The sequence below is a fragment of the Micromonospora sp. CNZ299 genome (assembly GCF_002754415.1).
Genome location: NZ_PEFG01000001.1, coordinates 1,445,480 through 1,463,496 on the forward strand (window position 1 = coordinate 1,445,480; position 18,017 = coordinate 1,463,496).

Below are 18,017 nucleotides of genomic sequence, written 5' to 3' on the forward strand. Positions count from 1 at the left end.
TCGCATCACCTCATCGAGCCCCTGCCCGGCAGGATCGGGTGGGGCACCCTATGGTGTCCGCAGGCAGCGTGGCCTACTGCGAGATGACTCACGTTACTGCTGGGTAACCTTCGCGTAGGCTGCACTGCATGACCGAGCGCAGCGAGGTCATCAGGTAGCAGACCGGGGAGGCCAACTCGATGGGCAGCGTCCAGATCGTCACTACGATCCTCGCGGCCGCCATCACCGCTGTGGCGGTGTGGCTTGCGGTGCGTGCGGTCCTGAAGATGACGGCAGTCATCCGGCTCGGGCAGCCCGCGCCGGAGCGGTTCACGGACAAGGGCGCCCGCACGAAGACGATGCTGGTGGAGACCGCCGGCCACACGCGGATGCTCAAGTGGGGCGTGGTGGGTGCCGCCCACTGGTTCGTGATGGTCGGCTTCATCGTGCTGTCGCTGCTGGTGCTCGAGGCGTACTTCGAGGTGGTCACCCCGACCGGCGGGCTGCCGATCATCGGGCACTGGACGATCTTCGGCCTGGCCACCGAGGTCATCACCGTGCTGGGCCTGGTCGGCATCCTGGTGCTGATGGCGATCCGGCTGCGCAACCGGCCGAACCGGCCGGGCGGTCGCTCCCGGTTCACCGGCTCGACGATGTGGCAGGGCTACTTCGTCGAGTGGATCGTGCTGCTGGTCCTGATCTTCGGCTTGCTGATCCGCGGTTTCAAGGTCGCCACCGACCACTTCGAGTACCCGTTCTGGGCCACTCCGGTCAGCCACGCCGTCGGCGCGGTGCTGCCCGACTGGCAGGACGGTACGAGCGTCGCCGCTGTCATCAAGATCATTATCTCGATGACCTGGCTGATCGTCATCTCGCTGAACGTCACCATGGGTGTCGCCTGGCACCGTTTCCTGGCGTTCCCCAACATCTTCTTCAAGCGCGAGCCGGCCCGGCCGGCCGGCTCCGGCCTCGGGGCGCTGCGCCCGATGACGAGCCAGGGCAAGCCGCTCGACTTCGAGGAGGCAGACCCCGAGAAGGACCAGTTCGGCGTCGCCCACGTCGAGCAGTTCAGCTGGAAGGGTCTGCTGGACTTCAGCACCTGCACCGAGTGCGGTCGATGCCAGTCGCAGTGCCCGGCCTGGAACACCGGCAAGCCCCTGTCGCCCAAGCTGCTCGTGCTGAGCCTGCGCGACCACGCCTACGCCAAGGCGCCCTACCTGCTGGCCGGTGGCGGCAAGGACCTGACCGGCGAGGAGAAGGCCACCCAGGCGCAGCTCGCGCACCTGGACGTGCTGGCCCTGGCCGAGGCCGACAAGCCGTTGATCGGCACCGCCGAGGAGGGCGGTGTCATCGATCCGGACGTCCTCTGGTCCTGCACCACCTGCGGCGCCTGCGTCGAGCAGTGCCCGGTGGACATCGAGCACGTCGACCACATCGTCGACATGCGCCGTTACCAGGTGCTGATCGAGTCGAGCTTCCCATCCGAGGCCGGCGTGATGCTGCGCAACCTGGAGAACAAGGGCAACCCGTGGGGCGCCCCGCAGAACACCCGCGAGGACTGGACCAAGGGCCTGGACTTCGAGGTGCCCCGGGTCGGCGAGGTGGACGACTTCGAGTACCTGTTCTGGGTCGGCTGCGCCGGCGCGTTCGAGGACCGGGCCAAGAAGACCACCCGGGCCGTGGCCACCCTGCTCAACGAGGCGGGGGTGAAGTTCGCGATCCTGGGCGAGGGCGAGACCTGCTCCGGTGACCCGGCGCGGCGGATCGGCAACGAGTTCGTCTTCCAGATGCTCGCCCAGCAGAACGTCGAGACGCTGAACGAGGCGTTCGAGGGTCGGGAGAAGGCCAAGCGCAAGATCGTGGCGACCTGCCCGCACTGCTTCAACACCCTGGGCAACGAGTACGGCCAGCTCGGCGGCGAGTTCGAGGTGGTCCACCACACCCAGTTGCTGGCCCACCTGGTGTCCACCGGCAAGCTCACCCCGGTGCAGCCGGTCGACGGTGGGGTCACCTACCACGACCCCTGCTATCTGGGCCGGCACAACCGGGTCTTCGCGGCCCCCCGCGAGGTGCTCGGAGACGCCATCGAGGGCGACCTCACCGAGATGCCGCGCAACAGCGAGCGTTCCTTCTGCTGCGGCGCCGGCGGTGCCCGGATGTGGATGGAAGAGAAGATCGGCAAGCGGATCAACGTGGACCGGGTCGAGGAGGCCATGGCCACCGGCGCGAAGACGGTCGCCGTCGGCTGCCCGTTCTGCTCGACGATGCTCAACGACGGCGTCAACGGCAAGGGCGCCGGCGAGCAGGTCGAGGTGATCGACGTGGCGAGCGTGCTGCTCCGCTCGGTCAAGCCGGAGCAGCCGCAGGGCGGCAAGGAGACGGCGCCGGTCGGCTGAGGCGCGTACATCTGGGATCTGAACATCGACGGCGGCGGCCCCCCGAGGGGCCGCCGTTGTCGTGCAAGAATCTCGCCGAGGTGAGGCGACATCGACGGCCTACTCTTGACGACGCTGCTGCCCCTGGTCGGGTTCGTTGCCCTGACCGCGGGCAACGCGTTCTTCGTCGCGGCCGAGTTCGCCCTGGTCACGGTCGACCGCGCGGAGATCGACCGGCGGGCCGCCGCGGGCGACCAGGCCGCCCTGACGGTACGCGCTGCGCTGCGTGAACTCTCCTTTCAGCTCTCCGGCGCACAGCTCGGCATCACCATCACCGCGCTGCTCACCGGCTACCTGGCCGAACCGGCCCTGGCCCGGCTCTTCACCCCCCTGCTGCGCCCGCTGGTCGGGGAGAACACCGGGCGCTACACCCCGTTCCTCGCGTTGGCCCTGGCGACGCTGATCTCCATGCTCTTCGGTGAGTTGGTGCCGAAGAACGCGGCGCTGGCCCGACCCATGCCGGCGGCGCTGGCCACGGCCGGGCCGATGCACACCTTCTCCCGGACGTTCGGCTGGCTGATCCGGGGGCTGAACGGCTCGGCGAACGGACTGGTCCGGGCGCTCGGTGTCGAGCCGCAGGAGGAGCTGGCCAGCGCCCGCTCACCGGAGGAGCTGGGCCTGCTGGCGGCCATCTCGGCCCGGGCCGGCGCGTTGCCGACGGACACCGCCATGCTGCTGCGCCGCACGATCCGGTTCGGCGACAAGCGGGCCGCCGAGGCGATGACCCCCCGGGTGGACGTGGTCGCGCTGCGCGTCACGGCCACCGTGGCCGAGCTGCTTGAGGAGTCCCGGCGGACCGGACGGACCCGCTTCCCGGTGTACGAGGAGACGCTGGACCTGGTGACCGGCGTAGCCGGGGTGCCCGACGCGCTGGGCGTGCCGCTGGCCGCGCGTGCGTCGACCATGGTCGGGTCGGTGGCCCGCGAGCCGGTGTACGTGCCGGAGAGCCTCGACCTGGACGGTGTCCTGGCCGCGTTGAAGGCGGCAGGCGCCGATCTGGCCATCGTGGTCGACGAGTACGGCGGGACGGACGGCGTGGTGACGATCGAGGACCTCGTCGAGGAGTTGGTCGGGGAGATCGCCGACGAGTTCGACCCGGCCAGCGTGGACGACGCTGACGCGGGCGAGCTGACCGTGCCCGGCGGTGAGCGCACCGTGCTGGTCGACGGGGTGCTCCGCTCCGACGAGGTGGCCGAGCAGACCGGCTTCCGGCTGCCCGAGGGCCCGTACGAGACGTTGGCCGGGTTCCTGATGGCTCGGCTCGGGCACATCCCGCTGGCCGGCGAGACGGTCGAGGCGGACGGCTGGGAGTTCACAGTGGTGGAGGTGGAGCGGCACCGGATCGAGCAGGTCCGGGTGTTGCGCCCGGCGGAGCCGGACGACGATGACTGAGCTGTTGGTGACAGTGCTGCTGCTGCTCGGCAACGGGTTCTTCGTGGGCAGTGAGTTCGCGCTCATCGCGTCCCGCCGGACGGTGATCGAGCCGCTGGCCGCCGGATCGAAACGGGCCCGCTGGGCGTTGTCCGCGATGAATCAGATCCCGCTGATGATCGCGGGCGCGCAGCTCGGCATCACGGTCTGCTCGCTGGGTCTGGGCGCGATCGCCGAGCCGGCGCTGGCCCACCTGCTGGAGCCTCCGTTCCACGCGGCCGGGCTGCCCGAGCGGGCGGTGCACCCGGTGGCGTTCGTGCTGGCACTGGGCGTGGTGGTCTTCCTGCACACCGTCGTCGGCGAGATGGTGCCGAAGAACATCACGCTGGCCGGTCCGGAGGTCTCGGCACTGTGGCTCGGCCCGGCGATGCTGGCGTTCTGTGTGGCCACCAAGCCGCTGCTGCTCGCGATGAAGTGGGCGGCCCGCCGCGTCCTCGCGTTCTGGCGCATCGAGGCGTCCGAGGCGGTGAAGACGGTGTTCACCGCCGAGGAACTGGCCGGGCTCGTCTCCCAGGCGCGTACGGAGGGCCTGCTCGACGAGGAGCAGCACGCCCGGATCACCGGCGCCCTGGCCCTGCACAGCCGCACTGCGGCGGACGCGCTGCAGCCGTGGTCGACGGTGGTCACGGTGGCCGAGGACGTCTCACCGGCGTCGCTGGAGGTGTTGGCGACCCGGACCGGCCGGTCCCGGTTCCCGGTGGTGCAGCGGTCGACCCGTCGGGTGCTCGGCTTCGTGCACGTCAAGGACGTGCTCGGGTACGCCGGGCAGGGTCGCCGGTCGCCGGTGCCCGCCCGGGTCTACCGACCGCTGGCGGTGGTGCCGCCGGAGCGTACGCTGGCCGATCTGCTGCTGGCCATGCGCCGCGAGCGGCGGCACATGGTGCTGGTCAGCGACGGCCGGCGCCCTCTCGGTGTGGTCACACTCGACGATGTATTGACCGCAATCGTTGGGTAATCGGCGAATACCCTTGGTGTGCAAGCGGTTGCACGACAGTGATGGTTACTGCGCTCACCTTGATAACCGCTCCGAGCTTCCCTAATGTGAGGCACCGACCGCTGTGGGTCGTCTGCCTCGGCCCTTCCCTCACGCGAGGCGCCCGGCGGTCGGTTGCAAAGGAGTCGATGCCGGTGGCAACCATGCCCCCTCATCGTCACGGCCTGAACACGTCTGCTCGGCCAGGTGGCCTGCGCCGCGGCGTCCACCGTCTGCTCGTCCTGGTCGCCGCCGCCGCAGTTGGCGCCGGTCTGCTCGCCGCACCGGCTCACGCCGATCCGACGGTCGACGAGATCGAGGCGCAGATCGACAAGAAGTGGGAGCAGCTGGAGCCCACCATCGAGCAGTACAACAAGGTCCGGGCGCAGCTGAAGGTCAATCGACAGAAGTCGGCGGGCCTGCAGAAGAAGATCGAGCCGCTGGCGCTCCAGAGCGAGCTGGCGCTCAACCGGGTCGGCGACCTCGCCTCCCGCTACTACATCTCCGGGCCGTCGCACGACATCGGCTCGCTGCTGGTCAGCGTCAAGCCGGACACGCTCGCCGAGCAGCTCACCGTGCTCGATCGGCTGGCCGCGCAGGAGCGCAAGGAGGTCGAGGGCGTGCTGGCCGTGCGGGCCAAGTACGACGGCGAGAAGCAGAAGCTGGACGAGCTGATCGTCACCCAGACCAAGCAGCAGAACGACCTGGCGGCCAAGAAGAAGCAGATCGACGCCGAGATCAAGCAGCTCGAGGCGTCGATGCCCAAGACCACGGTAAAGACCGCGGCCTGCCCGACCATCAACGGAGTGGTCAGCGAGGCCGCCCGCACCGCGATCAAGACCGCCTGCGGCAAGGTCGGCAAGCCGTACGTCTGGGGTGCCACCGGCCCGAACTCGTTCGACTGCTCGGGGCTGACCCAGTACGCCTACAAGGCGGCCGGGATCTCCCTGACCCACCACACCGGTGACCAGTGGAACGAGGGCAAGGCCGTTGCGCGAGCTGATGCTCGCCCCGGTGACCTGGTCTTCTTCTTCTCCGGGCTGAGTCACGTCGGGCTCTATCTGGGTAACAACCAGATGGTGCACGCGCCACGTGCCGGCAAACCGGTGCAGGTGTCCAGCATCAACACCATGCCGGTCGCCGGGTTCCGCAGACCTGGCTGATCCAGATCACGCACACTGACGGCCCCCGGTCACCGACCGGGGGCCGTCGTGGTTCGTCAGCGGGGCGCGCCCACCGGGGAGGGCAGCAACTGCACGTCAGCGAGATCGACGTACATGATGCGGTGGCCGAACTGGATCTGCGCGTAGCGGTTCTTGCCGCGGATCACCGTCCAGTCGCCCGGCGACGAGCCGTCGAACGTGCTGGCCCGGTAGTACTCGCCGGCCAGCACCGCGCCGACTGCGTACCGCTGTCCGGCGGCCAGGGTGTACTGCAACGGCGAGATCGTCTGGTAGGGCACCCCGTCCGGGTACGCCGCCTCCTCCGGGTACGCCCGTCCGTACACGGGGATGGTCGTCCGACCGGGCTTCGGCGTGGCCACGACGCCGACGGTCCAACTGGCGGTCGGCGCGGACGCCGGGTTGTGGAACCAGGCCCGCTGCCCGAGGTACCAGATGGCGGTCCAGTCGCCCTGCCGTCCGGCGAGCGCGTACGTCTGCCCGGCGGATGCCCGGGCCCCGTGGTCCGACACGGCCATCGTGTTCGGGGTGCCGTCCGGTCGGAGCGCGATGTCGTTGACCAGCGGCGCGTCTGCGGACGGTGCGCTCCGCAGCACCACCGACGAGGAGCCGCGCGGCGCGCACGGGACGCCCACGGTGACGCAACCGGTGAACGCCGGCTGGTTGGTGGCGTAGTCCGGGTCGATCCGGACCAGCCCGGTGGCCGGGGTGCCGGTGTCCAGCCGAGGCGCGTGCAGCAGGTCGAAGTAGTGCGTCCAGTCCCAGTACGGGCCCGGATCCCAGTGCATCCCCCGCACGGTCGACGCGATGGTGCCGGGCACGTTGTCGTGGCCGATGATGTGCTGGCGGTCCAGCGGGATGCCCAACCGCAGCGCCAGGTGCCGCACCAGTTTCGCCGAGGTCCGGTACATCGCCTCCGTGTACCAGGTGCCCTGCGCGGCGAAGCCCTCGTGTTCGAGACCGATCGACTTGGCGTTGACGTACCAGTTGCCCGCGTGCCAGCCGACGTCCTTGGTCTTCACGTGCTGGGCGATGTGCCCGTCCACCGAGCGCAGCGAGTAGTGCCAGCTCACGTACGTCGGGTCCTGGACGAGTTTCAGGGTCGTTGCCCAGCTCGCCTCGGTGTCGTGGATGACGATGTACTCGATCTTCTGCCGGGCGGGCCGGTCGGAGAGGTCGTGGTTGCCGTAGTCCCCGTCGCCGAACGCCTCGTAGGGCGCCGGGATCCACTCGCAGGAGATGGTGCGCGGGCACTCCAGCCCGTCCGGGCGGGCCAACCGGCGCAGGCCCAGCCGGTCCAACCAGGAGCGCTCGGGCTGTACCGCGCGCGCCGGCAGGGTGATCCGCTGGCCGTCGTCGGTCATCCGGGACTCGCCCGCGGCGATGGTGGTGAAGACCTCGTCGGCGAAGGCCGCAGCGGCGTCGGCGCTGTCCGCACCGGCGTAGCGGGCCACCGCCCCGTACCAGGCCGCCGGGTCGGTGTCCGCTCCGACCGGCGCACCCAACTCCCGCTGGTACGCGCTGAGCAACGCGGCCCCACCCCGGATGTTGACCGCCGCGTCGGTGCGCAGCGCCTCGGGGGTGGCACCGGTCAGTGCGGCCGCCGCGTCCACGGTCTGCAACGCGGCGGCGGTCGGCGCGGGGGCCTCGACGGGTCGGGGCGCGGGCACCCGGGAGGGCCGGGAGTCGTCACCGCGTGGGTCCTCGGCGCCGGCGTCGTGGTGGCCGCGCCCGGGTAGAGCGGCAACGTGGCGGGCATCGGTCAGGTGCATCGGGCCGTAGCCGCCGCTCGTGCTCGGTGTGCCGGCGTTGCTGTCCCAGCGGGACTCCAGATAGGAGACACCGAGCAGCACGCCCGTCGGCACGCTGTACTCGGTCGCCGCGGCGGCGTACTGCTGCTGGCGATCGGCGGTGGGTGCGGCGGTGGCGGCCGTGGAGAGTGGCACCGCGCTCGCGGCGGCGACGACGGTCGTGGCGAGCAGCGCGCGCCAGCCGGCCGACACTGTTGGATGGTGCATCGAACCCCCTAAATTCTCGCGGGTAGAGGTCAGGTCACCATCGCGCCGCTGGAGAGTCCGCGTCAATACCTTTCCATCTATCGACATGTCGAGAAAGAATTCTTCACACACGATCGGTGACCCCCACCCGATCGGTACGGAGTGTCACGGCCGTACGGGTTGCGGATCGGTAACGGGCGTCTCTACTCTGGTCATTTGTCGGCCCGACAGCAGCTCCGCCCATCCCGGGCGGTAACGGACCGACACCGCCGAGTCGTTTCCGAGCGAACCGGGGACCCACGTCCCTCGGGGTGAATCCGCAGCCACTGCGGTAGGGCGCCGACTTCCCGCCCGAACCCGTCAGCTAACCCGGTAGGCGGTCAGGAAGAAGGAGTACGGAACCCCGGTGGCACTCCATGCCCCGCGGCCGTCGTCCGAGCGGTCGGCATTCGCCGTCCCGACGTCGATCGTGCCGCGCCCACGCTGGTCCCGCTTCACCACCGCTCTCGCCGCACTGGTCGGCGTCGCCGTCGTCCTGACGGGCAGCGCCACGGCCGCCCACGCCGACCCGTCCGTCGCCGAGATCGAGCGCCAGATCGACGCCGACTGGAACACACTCGAACCGATCATCGAACGGCACAACGCCACCCGGGCCGACCTCGCCGTCAAGCGCAAGCAGGCGGACGCGTTGGCCGCCCGCATCGCCCCGCTCGAGCGGCAGGTCGACGCCGCGATGGACAAGGTCAGCGCGCTGGCCGTGCGCGCGTACAAGGGCGAGACCGTCTCGACCGTCAACGCGATGCTCGGCAGCCGGTCACCCAGCGAGGTGGTCAGCCAGCTCGAAATGCTCGACCGGTTCGCGCACAACCAGCAGCAGGACGTACGCGAGGTCGCCGACCTGCGCGACGAGCTGGCCGCGCAGAAGGCGCCGCTGGACGAGATGGTGGCCCAGCTGGCCCGCACCGAGGCCCAGTTGGCGGCCAAGAAGAAGCAGATCAACGAGGAGATCGACCGGCTGCAGAAGCTGCGCCTCAAGGTGTACGGCAACGGGGGCGGCGGTCCGCTGCGTCCGGCGCCCTGCCCCGGCAGCTATCCCGGCGGCGCTGCGGGCACGGCGGTCAAGTTCGCCTGCGCGCAGATCGGCAAGCCCTACGTGTGGGGTGCCGAGGGCCCGAACTCGTACGACTGCTCGGGGCTGATGCTGGCCGCATGGGCGAAGGCCGGGGTGTCGTTGCCGCACAACGCCGCTCAGCAGAGCCGCGTCACCAAGGACGTCAGCAAGGCCGACCTGCGCCCCGGCGACCTGGTCTTCTACTACAGCGACATCCACCACGTCGGCATGTACGTCGGCAACGGCTGGGTGGTGCACGCCTCGCAGGCCGGCCAACCGGTCAAGATGAAGAAGGTCGACGACGGCCCGATCCACAGCTACGGTCGCCCAGGCTGATCCTGGGTGACCAGGAGGGCCCGTCGCGATCGGTCGCGGCGGGCCCTCGTCGTCTGACCGTGGTGCCTCAGCCCGTCAACGGGTGGGCCAGGTGCGCCAGTGCTGCCAGGCGCGGCTGGGCGTCGGACCCCGCTGGCCCTGGTAGCGCGAGCCGTAGACCGCCGAGCCGTACGGGTGCTCGGCCGGCGAGGAGAGCCGGAAGATGCAGAGCTGCCCGATCTTCATGCCCGGCCAGAGGGTGATCGGCAGGTTCGCCACGTTGGAGAGCTCCAGCGTCACGTGACCGGAGAACCCCGGGTCGATGAAGCCGGCGGTGGAGTGCGTGAGCAGCCCGAGCCGGCCCAGGGAGCTCTTGCCCTCCAGTCGGCCGGCGAGCTGGTCGCCCAGCGAGATGACCTCCAGCGTCGAGGCCAGCACGAACTCGCCCGGGTGCAGCACGAACGGCTCCCCGTCGGGGACCTCGACCGAAGAGGTCAGGTCGTCCTGCTGCATCGCCGGATCGATGTGCGTGTAGAGGTGGTTGTTGAAGACCCTGAACAGCCGGTCGAGTCGGACGTCGATGCTGGAGGGTTGGACCAGGGTGGGCTCGAACGGCTCCAGGCCCAGCGTGCCGGCCTTGATCTCGGAGACCAGGTCGCGGTCGGAGAGCAGCATCGGACCACCATAGCCGCGTTGTCGAAACTGCCAGGATTCGGTGCCGATGACCAGCGCGTCGAGGTCGCTGCTCGTACATTTGTTCGATAGAATGCCCACATGGCTTCCTGGTCCGAATTCGCCGCCGACGAGCCCCGACTCGCCGACGGGATCCGCGTTCTCCTCCAGCAGTACGGGCCAGGCTTCGGCTACCTGGCCACGGTCCGCGCCGACGGCGGGCCCCGGGTCCATCCGGTCTCCCCGGTCATCACCGACGAGGGCTTGTTCTGCTTCATCGTCGACTCTCCGAAGCGCCGCGATCTCGAACGCGACGGCCGTTACGCGCTGCACTCGTTTCCGCCGGAGGAGAGCGACGACGAGGCGTACGTGGCGGGTCGCGCCCGTCCGGTGACCGATCCGCTCCGGGTCGCACGGTTGGCGCAGGGCGCCCGGGCGGAGCCACAGGTCGACTGGCGGTTGTTCGAGTTCACCGTCGACGTGGCGATGTTGGCCCGCCGGGAGCAGCACGGCCTCGGTGTCGCCGTCGGCGGGCCGGAGGTGCAGGTGTGGCTCGACCCACTGGCCCCGGCCGCACCTTCAGCCGTACCGCAGGCTCGCCCGGCCCGCCGCAGCCGCAACGTCCAGTGTTCGGCCGCCTGACCTGGTCCTGGGGAGAAACACCCCGGTGCCGGCCCCGTCGTGACGGGGCCGGCACCGGTCGTACGCAGGGAAGTTATGCCGCCCGGTACGCGTTCCACGCGGTCAGCATCCGGCTGGCCTGCCCGGGGGTGAACTGGTACATGCACGAGTCGTAGGTGTAGTCCATGAAGTTGGTGATCGGGTCCAGCCCGGTCGCCGAGCAGGTGTTGCGCCCGGTCGGGCACTGGTAGGCCGGCGACGCCTCGGCCGGGGTGTCGCTGACGCTGTCACCCGAGCCGCCACACCCGCCCTGGAAGGTGTGGTAGAGGTTCAGCCAGTGGCCCACCTCGTGGGTGCCCGTGTCGCCCTGGTTGTAGTTGGTGGCGGTGCCGCCCGGCAGCGACTCGCTCAGCGCGACCACGCCGTCCATGCTGCTCAATTTGCGCTGCGGGAAGGTCGCCCAGCCCAGCAGGTCGTTGCTCAGCTCACCGAGGTAGATGTTGAGGGTGTTCTTGCCGCCCACCCGCAACGAGGACTTCATCGACCGCTCCGCCGACGAGCCCTGCACGATCGGGTACCACGACGGGTTCGTCACCCGGTTGATCTTGTCGAGTCGGAAGGCGAACGCGGTGACCGCTCCGCCGGTCGCACCGGCGTAGGCCTGGTTGAGCACGGTGATCTGCGAGGTGATCATCGAGTCGGGGATGTTGCCGCCGGCCCGGGTGCTGTTCTCCTGGATCACGTGCACCACCACCGGGATGGTGACCGTGGCCAGTGCCGTCGCGCCGGCGCCGGTGCGGAAGTTGGCGCGCTCGCGCAACGCAGCGGCCAGGTCCGCGTCCCGCTCGCGGACCTGCTGCGCGGTCAGCTCGTTCGGGTCGTGCTTGGCCGCCGCACCGGGCTTGATCCGGGCGTTGGAGTGGCCGTCGGCTGGCTCCACGCAGGCGCCGCCGGGCGCCGCGGAGAAGGCCGAAGCGGCCGGAACGACGCCCACCGCAGCGGTGCTGAGCAGCAGCGCGAGGGTCGTCGACGCGACACCGGCGGCACGCCGGGTCAGCAGGTTGGGACGGGGTCCCATGGGCCCACCTCTTTCTGGCGGCGCGGCAGGGGGTGTGTCACGCCGTGGCTGGCAACGTTTGGCAGACGTTACAACGCATCGACGCATTTGAGAACGGCCATATGTTGCCGTCCGGAAACTTCTTCCTGGGTGCCTGGGGTGGCGGGCTCGCGGGGGTGCCTGGGTGCACCGGATCGACCACTCGGGTACAGTGGTGCCGCCTGCGGGTGTAGTTCAATGGCAGAACATCAGCTTCCCAAGCTGACAGTGCGGGTTCGATTCCCGTCACCCGCTCCACTGCGAAGGCCCTGGCCAGGACGACAGTCCCGGTCAGGGCCTTCGATGTTCCGAGGTCAGCCGTCATGCCGTGTGCCATTAGCGTGCCATTAGCCACGGTCATCCCCGGCCCCGTCCCGGTCCGCTGACCCCTTCTTACCCTTCTTGCTGCCGGACTTCTTGCCCGGCTTGCCTTGGTCTTGCTCGCGCTGCCTACCGGCTTACCGGGCCCATTCCGGTCCACCCGCAACGCCTGGTGCAGCGCCTGGGCAATGGCACGGTCCGCTTCGGCCGTGGCGTGCTGATAGATCAACGCGGCCTGCGATGAGTCATGCCCCATCCGGGCCATCAGGTCACGGGTGCTCGCCCCGGTCTGAGCGGCGAGGGTGTTCCCGCTGTGCCGGAGGTCGTGGAAGTAACGGCCCGGATGCCCACCACAGCCCGCCGGCGGGCCGCGTTCGCCGCGCCGCCTCGGCGAAAACGCTCTACACCACCAAAACCAGCGCCCCGCCGTCCCAAAAGGTCACATGATCATGTCGCCCTTGTCGCCATCTGAGGATGCCCGGTCGATCGGCGGAGCGGGGTGGAATCCCGTCGGAGGGGGCGGCCATGCTCCCTCCCGGCGCGGCGAGGTGTCGCGCCAGACGGGGAGTACCCATGCTTCACAGCTCACCATCCGCCCGTACCCGAGCCGCACTGCCGCGCCGGATCGCCGGCGCGACCGCCACGGCGGCCCTGGCCGCCGCCGCTGCGGTCGGCGTCGCGGCACCGGCCGCCGCCGCGGACACCAGCACCCTCCTGGAGGGCGTCACCAGCGCCCGCGACGTCGCCGCGGGCGACGGCCGGGTCTTCGTCGCCGCGGTCGACCGGGTCGTCGTCGCCGACGCCACCGGCGCGGTGACCGACACCCTGGAGGGGATGGCCGGCGCGGTCGGCCTCGCCATCGACACCGATCGCGACCGCCTCTACGTCGCGCTGAGCGACAGCGGTGAACTGGCCGAGGTCGACACCGCCACCCTGCAGGTCGTCCGGAAGATTTCCCTGGAGGGGTACCGCTGCCCGACGAACCTCGCCCTGTCCGGAAGCCGGGTCTGGGTCGGCTACGGCTGCGGGTTCGAGTCGACCGGCGGCGTGCTGACGCTCGACGTCGCGGCGGCCGATCCCACGGTCGTCGGCATCACCAACTACATGTACCAGGCGCCACGGGTCGCGGTGGCCGGCAACGTGCTGGCCACCGGCTCTCCCGGCCTCAGCCCCGCGATGGTCGAGGTCTACTCCGTGGACGGCGCGCAGGCGACGCGGCGCGGCACGATCATGAACAGCATCGTGGCCAACCTTCGCGAGCTGGTCGTCACCCCGGACGGCAGCCAGGTGATCGGGGCCTACGGCAGCTCGGCCACCCACATCGGCTACGACACCACCACCCTGGCCGAGGTACGCCACTACGGCGCCGGCCCCGGCCGGCCGGACGCGGTCACGATCAGCCCCGACGGCCGCTACCTCGCCGGCGGGCGCGACGGCAGTCCGGAGCTGATCGTGCACACCCTCGCCAGTGGCGCACCGGTCAACCAGGCCGACAGCCTGGACGGTGCGGTGGTGGAGGGCAGCCTGGCATTCCTCGGCACCGACGTCTTCGGCCTGGTGTACGACCGGGACAGCGAGCGCTACCACCTCTGGCGGGCGGTCGACGTGACCCTGCCCAAGTCGGCGATCTCGCTGACCGGGCCGGAGTCCGCCACCGCCCTCGACCCGATGACCGTCACCGGCCGGCTCGCCCTGGCCGACGGAGCGGCCCCGGGCGTGCAGCGGCTCGACGTCACCCGGATCCTGCCGGACGACAGCCGCACCGCGCTCTCGGCCACCACCGCGGCGGACGGCACCTTCACGATCACCGACACCCCGCCGGTCAGCGGGGAGATCCGCTACGAGGTCTCCTGGGCCCGGACCCCGAACTACCAGGGCAGCGACGCCTCGCTGACAGTGCCGGTGGCCGGGCGCGCCCCGACGCTCACCCTCACCGGCGCGGCGGCCGGCGAGGACGGCAAGCGCCTGCAGCTCTCCGGCACGCTGGGCTTCGACGGCAAGGTGCCCACAGATCCCCAGCAGATCGGAGTTACCAGGACCATCTGGAACAACCGCGTGGACGGGGTGACCGAGCAGCTTCCGACCGTCACCACCGACAGCGCTGGCGGCTTCGCGATCCTCGACACGCCGGCGCAGGGCGGCCGGTACGTCTACACGGTCAGCTGGGACGCCGGCTCGCCGGTGTACGCGCCGGCGTCGGCCACCCGGGAGGTCACCGTCTCGTCCAAGGACTCCCAGATCAGCGGCACGGTGGCGGACCCGGCGTACGTCGGGGAGAAGTTCCGGGTCACCGGAGCGATCTCCCAGGACGTTGGGGCCTGCCAGGGCCCGGCCACGGTCCACGTGAGCCGGAGCGTCAACGGCGGTAACGAGAAGAAGCTGCCGGACCTGACCACCGACGCGTCGTGCGCCTTCGGCTTCGACGACAGCGTCACGGTCACGGGGCAGGTCACCTACAAGCTGGCCTGGGACGGCAACTCGACCCACCGGCGGTCGTCCGGCACCGTCGACGTGACCGTGCAGAAGCAGCCGTCGTCCATCGAGGTCACGTCCCCGGACCGCACCCTGGTCAACGGCCAGCAGGCGGTCATCGACGGCAAGGTCACCGGCACCCGTACCGGGTCGATCGGCGCAAGCGTGACGCTGACCGTCAACCGGGTCGGCCCGGACGGCACCTCGGTCCCGCTCCCGAACGTCACCACCGCGGCGGACGGCGCCTTCTCGCTGCGGGACTCGCTGCCGACCGTGGACGCCAAGACCTACCCGCAGTTCCTGTACGAGTTCTCCTGGTCCGGCAACGCCGGGTACGAGGGCAGCAACACCAACATCGCCTTCTACGTCGTCCCGCCCGACTGCACCTGCTGACGCGGTCGTGATCGCCGCCCGTCCGGGTCACCGGGCGGGCGGCGTCGTTTTCCGCCTTCGGATGCCGCCTGCTTCGGTAGCCGGTCGCGCAGACTACCGGCCCTGAACTGGCCGTGAGCTGTACCCAGCCGACCGGATCCGGGTCGGACGCTGGCGACAGCCCGCGGCCGACTAAGGGACGCCTGACGCTATTGGGGATCGACGAGGACGTCCCTTAGGACCACGACTTCAAGGAGCGGCTCAGTCCGCAGGCGACGGCCGAGCTCGGCGGATCACGGCCTGGTCGAGTCGTCAGGGTCGGTTGTGCACGAACCACGCCTCACCGGCGGGCAAGGCAACAGCGACCTCCCACCGGCTCAGGTCGAGGTTCGGTGCCAGCGCCTTGAGCTGGCCGGCCGCGGTCCACGCCTCGTCACCCGGTGCCGGGCGACGACCCACCTGGAACTGCAGCATGGTGCCACCCCAAGACGCGACCAGGCAGGCGTCCCACCGGTGACGCCACTGCGTCAACGCCTCGGCCAGCATCCACCGGTACCCCCGGGCGGGCGCACCGAAGAAGTCGACCCAGTACCCCGAGCTGCGGACATCGCTGGTGGGCAGCAACATGAGCAGGACGCTGTTAGGCGTGAACCAGTAATCGGTCTGCGTCACGAACCGCACCCTGCCAAGCACCCGGGCGTACAGGTCGGCGTCGGCGAGCAGCCGATCGTACAGCGCCCGCTCCAGCTCCTGGAGCGGAGTCGGCAGCGCCACATCCGACACCAGGGCCGTCAGGTCCAGGTCTGCGCCAACCCTGCCACGCGTGTAGTACTCGACCTCGCCCTCGTCGACGTCGTCGTCCGCGCGGTAGTGGCGGTAGACCAGCCAGGGGTCGGAAGATTCGGCCGCCTCGGCGAATGCGCGCAGCTCCGACTCCGACGGACCGGGCTCGGGCTCGGGCCGGATCCTCGGCGTGTCGCCGAAGTCGTCGGTGACCATGACGGGCAGGCGTCCGGTGACCGACACCAGTGCGTCGGCAACCTGCCAAGCCTCTTGCATGCGATTGGGGTCGATGTCGGCGACGAGGATAGTGCCCGACGGGCCGTGCCCGATCGGCAGGCCGGCCAGTGGCGTGCCGACGAACGCCGCTTCGATCTGGTCGAGGTCGTTTCGCACGGTAAAAGTGTCTCCGATCATCGACGCGACCTGCCCATCCTGTGCATCGCGAGCCATCCCGCCGCAAGAGAAAGCACCACCGCTCCCTGTTGGGGCGCGATCAGCCAGAACCACTCTTCGTCGCGGTAGAACAGGGCCAGGTGCGCCGTCGACAGCAGAGCAAGGCCGGCAGCGCCGAAGTAGCCAGCGAAGACAGTTCGGGGCAGGTTGGCCGCCCGCCCCCATGCCCGTTCGCTGGCGCGTTGGCCTTTCACCCCGACCAGGATCACGGCGTAGGCGAAGACAAACGCCCCCGCGCACCCGATGGCGGTGATGACGGCCCCGAGGATTGCTCTAACCAGCACTCGGCGAGACTCCCACGGCCGTCAAGTGACCCCAGGCGGCGCCCCATTCGTTCCGGTCGATTCTCGCCTTCGCGCGCCGATCACCCCGGAAGACGACTGCAACAGGTTCGGCCCGACCGGCGATAGTCAGGTGTGACGAGCCAGATACAACCGTCCGACCAAGATCTGTGGTCGGCCATCGCAGCCAGTGACGAGGTCGCGTTCGGCCGGCTCTTCGACCGGTACGCCCGGGCGGTCTACAACCACGCGTTCCGGCTCACCGGCTCGTGGACGCTCGCCGAGGACGTGACGCAGTCGACCTTCCTGGTCGCGTGGCGCAGGCGTGGCGAAGCGGCGGTCCTGGTCGACGGGTTGGCGTTGCCATGGCTGCTGGTGGTAGCCACCAACACGACCCGCACCGAGTGGCGCTCGGCCCGGCGGTGGTTGGCAGCCCTGCGGAGGTTGCCGCCGGGACGTGGGGTGGAGGCGGACCCGGCGGACGACGTAGTCGCTCGGCTCGATGACGAACGGCAGATGGCCGACGTCCTGGCGGTCGTACGCCGATTACCTCGCGCCGAGCGCGAGGCGGTTGCCCTGTGTCTCTGGTCGGGCGTGCCGTACGCCGAGGCGGCTGCGGTTCTCGGCATCAACGAAGGTGCGCTCCGATCACGTGTCAGTCGCGCACGGGCCCGACTGGCACGGATGGTCGTCGACGGAACCAAGCAGGAGGATGAGCGATGAAGGGCATTTTCGAAACGCCTGTCGAGCGGGATCTGCCGCCCGGCGCGGCGGCGCGGATGCGTTCGGATCTGATGGCCTCTGTCCATCGTCCGCGATCCCGCCGGGCGCTACGGCTCGGAGTGGCCACCTTGGCGACGGCTGCGGCCATGGTCGCCGGTGTGGCGATGGTGCCGAGTGGCGACGATGTGCGGCATCTGGCGATGGGTCCGAGCGAACTGTCACCGACGCTGCGCCGATCAATGGAGCAGTGCCTGTCGTGGAACGAGGAGATGGAGCGGCTTCCGGTGTCGATGGACCAGTTGGCCGTGGCCGCCGAGCAGGACCACCGGGCCGTGGCACTTTTCATATCGGAGACCGGGTACTTCACCTGTGAAGTCTCCACGGCGCCACATCAGGAGATCAGCGGGGCCGCCAGCAGTGAACGGGACTGGCCACAACGGAACTGGTTGCCCGGCCCGGTCCAGCGACTCCTGCTCGTGTCCAGCAGAGTCAACGGCGGCGACGTCGCGGCGACTGGCCGGGTCAGCGCTCGGGTGCACCGGCTGGTGCTCGAACACGGGGATGGGCAGACGACCACCGCGCGGTTGGCCAACGGTGTGTTCGGCCTGATCACCGAGGATGCCAACGCCAACGAGGGCGCCGAGTTGGTCAGTTACGACGACACCGGTGCCGAAATCGACCGCCGTCCACTCTTTCGTCCGTCGGACGAGTTCGACCACTGCTATGGGGACCCGTCGGGCACTGTCGTCTACGGCTCGCCCGGCACCAACTGCCTACCCGCGGAGCGTTGGAGCCGGTAGG

General features: G+C 69.9%; 14 protein-coding genes, 1 tRNA gene and 1 riboswitch. Of the genes, 10 read left to right on the top strand and 5 right to left on the bottom strand.

Annotated elements, in window-relative coordinates; genetic code table 11:
- The first annotated feature begins 179 nt into the window (after positions 1-179).
- From CLT68_RS06905 to CLT68_RS06920, 4 genes are all read left to right on the top strand, one after another.
- Positions 180-2,375, top strand: a complete 2,196-nt coding sequence (locus CLT68_RS06905) for a (Fe-S)-binding protein (RefSeq protein ID WP_088950862.1) — start codon at positions 180-182, stop codon at positions 2,373-2,375.
- A gap of 105 nt (positions 2,376-2,480) precedes the next feature.
- Positions 2,481-3,806, top strand: coding sequence for a hemolysin family protein (locus CLT68_RS06910; RefSeq protein WP_486482094.1), 1,326 nt, complete (start codon positions 2,481-2,483; stop codon positions 3,804-3,806).
- Positions 3,799-4,800, top strand: a complete 1,002-nt coding sequence (locus CLT68_RS06915) for a hemolysin family protein (protein ID WP_088950863.1) — start codon at positions 3,799-3,801, stop codon at positions 4,798-4,800. Before CLT68_RS06910 ends, CLT68_RS06915 begins: the two co-directional genes overlap by 8 nt.
- A gap of 167 nt (positions 4,801-4,967) precedes the next feature.
- Complete coding sequence (locus tag CLT68_RS06920; RefSeq protein WP_099849580.1) at positions 4,968-5,981, top strand: C40 family peptidase; 1,014 nt, start codon at positions 4,968-4,970, stop codon at positions 5,979-5,981.
- A gap of 56 nt (positions 5,982-6,037) precedes the next feature.
- On the opposite strand, the gene CLT68_RS06925 is transcribed toward CLT68_RS06920, so the two are convergent.
- Positions 6,038-8,017 (bottom strand): peptidoglycan recognition protein family protein, encoded by a 1,980-nt coding sequence (locus CLT68_RS06925; protein WP_099849582.1) that lies wholly within the window; start codon positions 8,015-8,017, stop codon positions 6,038-6,040.
- Positions 8,018-8,253: 236 nt separating this feature from the next.
- Positions 8,254-8,389: riboswitch (cyclic di-AMP (ydaO/yuaA leader) on the top strand.
- Between the two features lie 13 nt (positions 8,390-8,402).
- Here CLT68_RS06925 and CLT68_RS06930 point away from each other — a divergent pair.
- Positions 8,403-9,443: a C40 family peptidase gene (locus tag CLT68_RS06930; RefSeq protein WP_099849584.1), complete on the top strand. Its 1,041-nt coding sequence runs from the start codon at positions 8,403-8,405 to the stop codon at positions 9,441-9,443.
- A gap of 75 nt (positions 9,444-9,518) precedes the next feature.
- On the opposite strand, the gene dcd is transcribed toward CLT68_RS06930, so the two are convergent.
- Entirely contained in the window at positions 9,519-10,097 is a 579-nt protein-coding gene (gene dcd, locus CLT68_RS06935; protein WP_099856866.1) for a dCTP deaminase, read from the bottom strand.
- A gap of 99 nt (positions 10,098-10,196) precedes the next feature.
- Here dcd and CLT68_RS06940 point away from each other — a divergent pair, with 99 nt between their 5' ends.
- Complete coding sequence (locus tag CLT68_RS06940; RefSeq protein ID WP_088950868.1) at positions 10,197-10,736, top strand: pyridoxamine 5'-phosphate oxidase family protein; 540 nt, start codon at positions 10,197-10,199, stop codon at positions 10,734-10,736.
- Positions 10,737-10,809: 73 nt separating this feature from the next.
- Here the strand turns inward: CLT68_RS06940 and CLT68_RS06945 are convergent, their stop codons facing one another.
- Positions 10,810-11,793: a zinc metalloprotease gene (locus tag CLT68_RS06945; RefSeq protein WP_099849585.1), complete on the bottom strand. Its 984-nt coding sequence runs from the start codon at positions 11,791-11,793 to the stop codon at positions 10,810-10,812.
- 202 nt (positions 11,794-11,995) lie between these two features.
- Here CLT68_RS06945 and CLT68_RS06950 point away from each other — a divergent pair.
- Together CLT68_RS06950 and CLT68_RS06955 are read left to right on the top strand one after the other, a co-directional pair.
- Positions 11,996-12,069: transfer RNA gene (locus CLT68_RS06950), tRNA-Gly, on the top strand.
- A gap of 636 nt (positions 12,070-12,705) precedes the next feature.
- Entirely contained in the window at positions 12,706-14,997 is a 2,292-nt protein-coding gene (locus CLT68_RS06955) for a hypothetical protein (RefSeq protein ID WP_099849587.1), read from the top strand.
- Between the two features lie 291 nt (positions 14,998-15,288).
- Here the strand turns inward: CLT68_RS06955 and CLT68_RS06960 are convergent, their stop codons facing one another.
- Both CLT68_RS06960 and CLT68_RS06965 read right to left on the bottom strand, forming a co-directional pair.
- The gene (locus CLT68_RS06960; protein ID WP_099849589.1) at positions 15,289-16,152 is read right to left on the bottom strand and encodes a hypothetical protein; all 864 of its coding nucleotides are present in this window, start codon (positions 16,150-16,152) and stop codon (positions 15,289-15,291) included.
- A gap of 17 nt (positions 16,153-16,169) precedes the next feature.
- A complete protein-coding gene (locus tag CLT68_RS06965) occupies positions 16,170-16,496 on the bottom strand; it encodes a hypothetical protein (protein ID WP_099849590.1) in 327 nt (108 codons plus the stop codon).
- Positions 16,497-16,628: 132 nt separating this feature from the next.
- Between CLT68_RS06965 and CLT68_RS06970 the strand changes: the two genes are divergently transcribed.
- Both CLT68_RS06970 and CLT68_RS06975 read left to right on the top strand, forming a co-directional pair.
- On the top strand, positions 16,629-17,216 hold the full coding sequence (locus CLT68_RS06970) for an RNA polymerase sigma factor (protein ID WP_099849592.1): 588 nt from the start codon (positions 16,629-16,631) through the stop codon (positions 17,214-17,216).
- Positions 17,213-18,016, top strand: a complete 804-nt coding sequence (locus CLT68_RS06975) for a hypothetical protein (RefSeq protein ID WP_099849594.1) — start codon at positions 17,213-17,215, stop codon at positions 18,014-18,016. Before CLT68_RS06970 ends, CLT68_RS06975 begins: the two co-directional genes overlap by 4 nt.
- Position 18,017: the final 1 nt, after the last annotated feature.

Bases quoted from the DNA above. Each gene is read 5' to 3' on its own strand.
- CLT68_RS06905 (WP_088950862.1), top strand. From the start codon at position 180: ATGGGCAGCGTCCAGATCGTCACTACGATCCTCGCGGCCGCCATCACC.
- CLT68_RS06915 (WP_088950863.1), top strand. From the start codon at position 3,799: ATGACTGAGCTGTTGGTGACAGTGCTGCTGCTGCTCGGCAACGGGTTC.
- CLT68_RS06920 (WP_099849580.1), top strand. From the start codon at position 4,968: ATGCCGGTGGCAACCATGCCCCCTCATCGTCACGGCCTGAACACGTCT.
- CLT68_RS06925 (WP_099849582.1), bottom strand. From the start codon at position 8,017: ATGCACCATCCAACAGTGTCGGCCGGCTGGCGCGCGCTGCTCGCCACG.
- dcd (WP_099856866.1), bottom strand. From the start codon at position 10,097: ATGCTGCTCTCCGACCGCGACCTGGTCTCCGAGATCAAGGCCGGCACG.
- CLT68_RS06940 (WP_088950868.1), top strand. From the start codon at position 10,197: ATGGCTTCCTGGTCCGAATTCGCCGCCGACGAGCCCCGACTCGCCGAC.
- CLT68_RS06945 (WP_099849585.1), bottom strand. From the start codon at position 11,793: ATGGGACCCCGTCCCAACCTGCTGACCCGGCGTGCCGCCGGTGTCGCG.
- CLT68_RS06955 (WP_099849587.1), top strand. From the start codon at position 12,706: ATGCTTCACAGCTCACCATCCGCCCGTACCCGAGCCGCACTGCCGCGC.
- CLT68_RS06975 (WP_099849594.1), top strand. From the start codon at position 17,213: ATGAAGGGCATTTTCGAAACGCCTGTCGAGCGGGATCTGCCGCCCGGC.